Source organism: uncultured Campylobacter sp. (assembly GCF_937890585.1).
Lineage (GTDB): Bacteria > Campylobacterota > Campylobacteria > Campylobacterales > Campylobacteraceae > Campylobacter_A.
In genome coordinates, this window is record NZ_CALACG010000081.1 from 1 (window position 1) to 6,306 (window position 6,306).

Sequence of the window (6,306 nt, forward strand, 5' to 3'; positions counted from 1 at the left end):
GTAAGGTTTGGAGAAAATAATAAAAAATTAAGAGATATTCCCGAAAAAGAACGGGAACTTTGGAGAACGTTTGATAAAATTCCTTTTGAAAAACAAATATCAGCAGATAATATAAGTGTAACCGATATTTTAAATTTACTAGAATTTACAAAATATTTTGAGCTCTTAGATATTCCTTTGCCAGAAAATAGAGATACCATATTAGATTATCTAGTTAAAGATAATCTAATAATTAAACTAGACAACAATAATTATGCTATCACAAATTTAGGAGCTATACTATTTGCAAAAGATTTAAGTAATTTCGAAAACCTTAAAAGAAAAGCCATAAGAGTAGTACAGTATAGAGGTAGTTCAAAAATAAAAACATTAAAAGAAGTAGAGGGCAAGAAAGGTTTTGCAGTTGGTTTTGCAGGATTAATAGATTATATTAACGATATATTGCCACAAAATGAAGTTATAGGAAAAGCATTTAGAGAAAATGTAAAAATGTATCCAGAACTTTGTATAAGAGAGCTTGTAGCAAATGCATTAATACATCAAGATTTCTCTCAGACTGGCAACTCTGTAATGATAGAAATTTATGATAATAGAATAGAAATTACAAATCCTGGAGAACCACTTATAAATACCGATAGATTTTTAGACAATCCTCCAAAATCAAGAAATGAAAAACTAGCTCATTTTATGAGGCGTATAAATATATGCGAAGAACGTGGTAGTGGCATAGATAAGGTTGTATCTTTGACTGAATTATATCAACTCCCAGCACCATCTTTTGAAACAATAAATGGATACACCAAAGCTACATTATTTGCTCATAAAGAACTAAAAGATATGTATAAAGAAGATAAAATAAGAGCTTGTTATTTGCATTGTTGCTTAAAATATATACAAAAAGAATATATGACAAACACTACTTTAAGAGAGAGATTTGCAATAGATGTCAAAAATAGTTCAATGGCATCTAAGATCATAAATTTATCAATAGAAGACGGCAAGATAGCCATATATGATGAAAATATAGGCGTGAAAGCCAGAACTTATATTCCTATCTGGGCTAAAAGAAATGCTTGATGGTTGTTTGATTAGAAGCTTAAAAATTTATAAATTTTATATTAGAAGTACTGAAATTACGATGTTTTTTAAAATATATTTGTTTGATAGTTGTTTGATTAGAAGCTTAAAAAATATTTAAGTAGCATATTATTTCTTTGTATATTTACAAATAAACTTTCGTAACTTATAAGTATAAATATATAAATTTTTAAAAATTTTTACGAGAATTAGTATATTTACTTTTTCAAAACGTAAAGAAGTTCGTCTACGTGGATATTTCTAGCTTTTAAATTTCTGCTACCGCGGTAGGCATTATATTTTTGGCGAAGTAGATGAACTTTGCCCATTTTATTTAGATTTTTATCAAATTCGTCTTGGTTGATAAAGCCCTCTGAGTTAAACGAGATAAGCACAAATTTCGCCTTTAAATTTGATATCAGCTCGAAAAATGCCTCGCTCGCTGATGATTTTTTATTAAAGACTGATCTGTTCCAGTCCTTTGAGATACCTGAGACTTTTGAAATTTTACTTGGCTCTTCATAGCTTGCGATGAGATTTAGCATGAAGTAGTTTGAGCCGTATGGATGCTGGTTATAAGGTGGGTCAAGATAGACTAGATCAAGACCGCTAAGCTCTTTTGCTAGCAAATTTGCGTCCTTTTGATAGACCTCAAATGGCACGCTAAAATTTGAGAAAATTGGCTTTGTCAAATTTATATCAGAGGTGATCCTTGAAATGGCATTTTGCCCCCTGCCGCCAAACTGACCGATACCCTCTTTATTTTTATGAAAACCTTTAAAAATTCCACTCGTATTTGCATGCACGCTTGCATTATAAAGTAGCGGAGCTATGAAAAATTTTCTCATCTCCTCTGGCAACATCTCATCTATGAGCCTTCTTACAGTGTCGATGAATATGGCATTTTTTCTTGTGTAAAAGACCCGCTCGCCCCAAACGATATTTTCGTCATCTTGTGGGGCATAAAGCCTTGTTATAAAGCCCTCAAAAAGTTTATCTTCTATCTCTTTTTCAAGCTTTTTTTGCCAGAAATTTATCTCATCTCTTAGCTCATTTGTGGCGTTTTGCAGATAGCATGAGTTTGTGATGAAGCTATAAAGCTCCAAGTCGTTTGCGACTAGAAATTCGCTATTTTGTTTTAAAAACCTAGCCACCACGCCGCTTCCACTAAAGAGGTCACAGCAGCTAAGCTTCTCTTTTTTAAGCTCATCTTTTGCGTATTTTACACCTTGTTCGATAAAGCCTAAAAGAGAGCGTTTGTTACCAAGATAGGTTAAAATTTGCTCTTTTAGATAGGCTTGATTTTCTTGTTTTACTGGCTTCAAATCAGTGCTTTTTTAGTCCCATAGCATCAACGTCAAGCTTGATCTCTTCGTTGTTTATGATGACTAGACCCTGATCTAGAATTTTCTTTGCTATGGCGTGCGCTTCATCAAGTGAGTGCATCTTGTAGGTGCCGCATTGAAATTTATTTAGCTCTGGGATCTTATCTTGATCTTTGACATCTAAGATATCTTTCATCGAAGCAAGCCATGCCTTTTTCACAGCTTCTTCGCTAGGTGTGCCGATCACACTCATATAAAAGCCAGTCCTACAGCCCATCGGCGAGATGTCTATGATCTCCACGCCGTTGCCATTTAAATGGTTTCTCATAAAACCAGCAAATAGATGTTCTAAAGTATGAGTGCCTTTTTCTGGTAAAATTTCCTCATTTGGCTTGCAAAATCTCAAGTCAAAAACGCTGATATCATCGCCCTTTGGGGTCTTCATACTCTTTGCTAGTCTAACTCCTGGGGCTTTCATCTTCACATGATCTACACAAAAACTATCAAGTAGTGGCATATATTCTCCTTTAAATTTTTGGTAATTTTAGCGTAAAAAAGATTTAAAAATTTAAAGGCCCACATAAATTTACATGAGCCTAGTAGTATTTGGAGTATTAAAATTTATTTTTTCTAACGTCTGTTAGTATGACCTTTGCCATGCTGTCTATCTCGCTAGTTACGTCGTTTGTACTGCTAACAACGCTTCTATTTTCTTTTGTGACGTTATCTATTTGAGCGACACTTCTATTTATCATATTTATGCCCTCAGCCTGCTCTTTTATAGATTCGCTCATCTCGTTTATTGATTGAGCTAGGACATTTGTATTTGCCTCGATCTCACCTAGACTTTTTTGAGTGCGCTCAGCTAGTTTTCTAACCTCATCAGCCACAACCGCAAAGCCACGTCCATGCTCACCTGCACGAGCTGCTTCTATGGCGGCATTTAGGGCCAGTAAATTTGTCTGATCAGCGATATCGCGGATGATAACGATGATATTTTTGATCTCATCGCTTTGTCTTATGACGTCCCCTGTCTTTTGTGAGATGGCATTCATAGAGCTTGACATCTGCTCAACCGCAGCTGCGCTCTCTTGGATAGAGTCAGCTTGTTTGCTAGCACCATCAGTTAAATTTCTCATAGACTCAGCAAGTATAGTCGCCTTTTCTTCTAAAATTTGAGCTTGATTTAGGTTGCTATTTAGCATAGCACTTATAGCATCGCCTGCGTTATTTATGCCAACCATCATGGCTTTTAGATCAGCTTCTATATTATCGCTTAGCTCGATCTTAGCGGTGTAGTCGTTCTTTGAGTATGAATTTAAGATATTTATGACGCTACCTAAATTTTGACTGATAGAGCTAAAGAAGGTGTTTAGTAGATCTTTTAGCTTGATAAGTGATGGGTTGTTTGGATTTTGGCTAAGTTTGACGCCTAAATTTCCTCTTATCATGTTATTTGCAGCTACATTTAGCTCTTCAAGCATGGTGTTATCTTTTTTGATGCCAGCTATGACTTTGTCGATATTTTTATTTATCTCTTCACTCATCACGCCAAATTCATCAGTTGTGTGGATGTCTAGCTTGCTTGGGGCAGTGCTACTCTCATAGGTGATAAATTTAAACGTATCAGAAAGCTTCTCTTGTATAACTCCGATAGGTTTAAGCGAGCGTTTTAGTAGCACGAAAACAATGGCTGAAAGTATGACTATAAAGAGCACTGCAAGGGTTAGCTGAGCTTTTAAGATAGGCATAGTATGCTTTGAAAATGTATCCGCACCTACTGCGACAGTTGCAAGCCAGCCATCATCGTTGATAGGTAAAATTTTAGCCGTTACATCTTGGTTTTTAGAGTTTTTATATGAGATCAGACCATTTTCGTCAAATTCTTTATTGGCATATTTTTCTGAGACGACCTTTGTAACAGGCAAGATAGTGCCAACCTCTGAAGCTATGTCAGAAAAGAGCATAGTGCCATCTTTTCTCATCACATAAGCATATCCACCATCGCCAGTGTTGCCTATCTCGATGATCTTGTCACTAACTTTTTTCACATCTATATCTATACCAACAACGCCAACAAATTTACCATTTTTAGTAACAGGAGCAGTAAAACTCATAACAAGATCATTTGTAGAAGTGACCCTTGGCTCGGTATAAATTTCTTTATTTTTCTCTTTTGTGCTCTTATACCAACCTCTAGTTCTTGGATCGTAGTTGTCAGCTACGGTTGTTCTTTTACCATCTGATTGGAAAAAGTGTCCATCCTCATCGCCGTAATAAACATAGCTCACTGCAGAGTTTGCGACCTTTTTTTCTGATAAGACAAAGTTCATTATCTCATCGCCACTTTGAGCGCCTTCAACGACTGATGAAATTTTCTTGATATGCTCTAAATTTTCATCAAAAAAAGTGTTTGCAACACTCTTTATATCTTTAAGGACTTGATCCTCTTTGCCACTGACAAGTTCAACGATCTTGTCCTTTGAAGTAAAATAACTCACTGCAGAGATAGCACAAAACGAGATGATGAGTAAGATCATCAAGGCTAGTGCTATCTTATTTGTGATAGAACGAAACACCTCTGCTCCTTTAAATTTTGTTTGAAATTCATTTGTAAAACAAAATCGGAGCAAAAGTATAAATGTTTATAGTGTTCTCATAAATTCAGTGCTGTAATCACCTTCAATGCGTCTTTTCATATCATCATGCCAGCCATTTGTAAGAGTAGTGAGAGCGTTAAATTTCTCTAGTAAATTTAAATTTTCACTTGGCGCGTAAAATAGCCTATTTATCTCTAAAATGCTCATATGAACTGGGTCACTTTCTACAACCTCTATCATGTCACCTGCTTTGCACGAGCCTGGCGTAAGAACGCGGTAGTACCAGCCAGTAAGGCCTGTTTCAAAGATATGAGTAGCCATATTTTCATTGCCCCATCTTTTTGAAAGCTTAAAACATGGCTTTCTAGGCTGTGATACTTGAAGCACAAGCGAGCCGATCTTATGAATATCGCCCACATAAACGCAGCTCTCATCAAGCCCATAAACGCATAAATTCTCCCCCATCGCCCCATAAGCCATATTTTTTAATCCTAAAAATTTCTCCCACTCGGCGTAGTTTGCAAAAGAATTTGCAAAGACTGCCTTTTCAGGGCCGCCGTGGTGCTTCGTATCAGCGACGCTATCGCCCTCAAAGCCAAGCTCATTTGCGAAGATTTCGCCATTTTGAGCTACTTTAAAAATAGCCGAACTCCAAGGTAAATTTAGCTTATCAGTCGCATTTTGCGAGCCGTAGTTTTTCACATCACCGATTAGTAAAGCTTTTAGTGTTGCCATATTTTTCCTATCAAATTTAGTTTATTCTTAAATTATTCGCATGAGTTAGCGCGATCGCGATCGCATCGGTGATGTCAAGGGGTTTTATCTCTTTGTTTATGCCTAAAATTTTCTTCACCATAAATGCCACCTGCTCTTTGTCAGCCTTTGCCTTACCAGTGACCGTCTTTTTCACTTGAAGTGGCGTGTATTCGGCAAAATCCCCATGAAGCTGCAAAATTTTAAGACTAAGCGCCCCGCGAAACTGAGCTAGCTTTAAGACCGTTTTTGGGTTGTAGGCAAAGAAGATGTCCTCTATCGCGACCTCGTCAAATTTATGGTTTTTAAAGATGAGGTCAAGCCCCTCGCAAAGTTCTGTTATTTGGTATTGAAGCGTGTTTGGCTTTATCTTTATAAGCCCAGCTTCAAGAAGAGTAGTTTTAAATTTACTCTTTTCAAGTATCGCGTAACCGCAATTTTTCGTGCCTGGATCGATTCCTAAAATTTTCATCACAATCTTTTCAATACTTTTTCACGACTTTTTCACGCCGTGAAAAAGTTTGTCAGAGTTTAACAAAGGTTTTATTAAA

The 6,306-nt window shown here is 36.3% G+C and carries 6 protein-coding genes; 1 reads left to right on the forward strand and 5 read right to left on the reverse strand.

The annotated features are described in order from the left end of the window. The coding region (locus Q0296_RS02240; protein ID WP_298036060.1) for an ATP-binding protein at positions 1-1,077 on the forward strand (1,077 nt) is incomplete at its 5' end. 218 nt (positions 1,078-1,295) lie between these two features. On the opposite strand, the gene Q0296_RS02245 is transcribed toward Q0296_RS02240, so the two are convergent. The 5 genes from Q0296_RS02245 to ruvC form a co-directional block, all read right to left on the reverse strand. Further along, on the reverse strand, positions 1,296-2,402 hold the full coding sequence (locus tag Q0296_RS02245) for a DNA adenine methylase (RefSeq protein WP_298036062.1): 1,107 nt from the start codon (positions 2,400-2,402) through the stop codon (positions 1,296-1,298). Between the two features lies 1 nt (position 2,403). Then, positions 2,404-2,919: an S-ribosylhomocysteine lyase gene (gene luxS / locus Q0296_RS02250; RefSeq protein WP_298036063.1), complete on the reverse strand. Its 516-nt coding sequence runs from the start codon at positions 2,917-2,919 to the stop codon at positions 2,404-2,406. 97 nt (positions 2,920-3,016) lie between these two features. Next, positions 3,017-4,981 carry a methyl-accepting chemotaxis protein gene (locus Q0296_RS02255; RefSeq protein ID WP_298036065.1) on the reverse strand — a complete coding sequence of 655 codons (1,965 nt, stop codon included), beginning with the start codon at positions 4,979-4,981 and terminating at the stop codon, positions 3,017-3,019. A 66-nt stretch (positions 4,982-5,047) separates the two neighbouring features. Continuing rightward, positions 5,048-5,737: an MOSC domain-containing protein gene (locus tag Q0296_RS02260; protein ID WP_298036067.1), complete on the reverse strand. Its 690-nt coding sequence runs from the start codon at positions 5,735-5,737 to the stop codon at positions 5,048-5,050. Between the two features lie 16 nt (positions 5,738-5,753). After that, positions 5,754-6,233, reverse strand: a complete 480-nt coding sequence (gene ruvC, locus Q0296_RS02265; protein WP_103567041.1) for a crossover junction endodeoxyribonuclease RuvC — start codon at positions 6,231-6,233, stop codon at positions 5,754-5,756. Between the last annotated feature and the right edge of the window lie 73 nt (positions 6,234-6,306).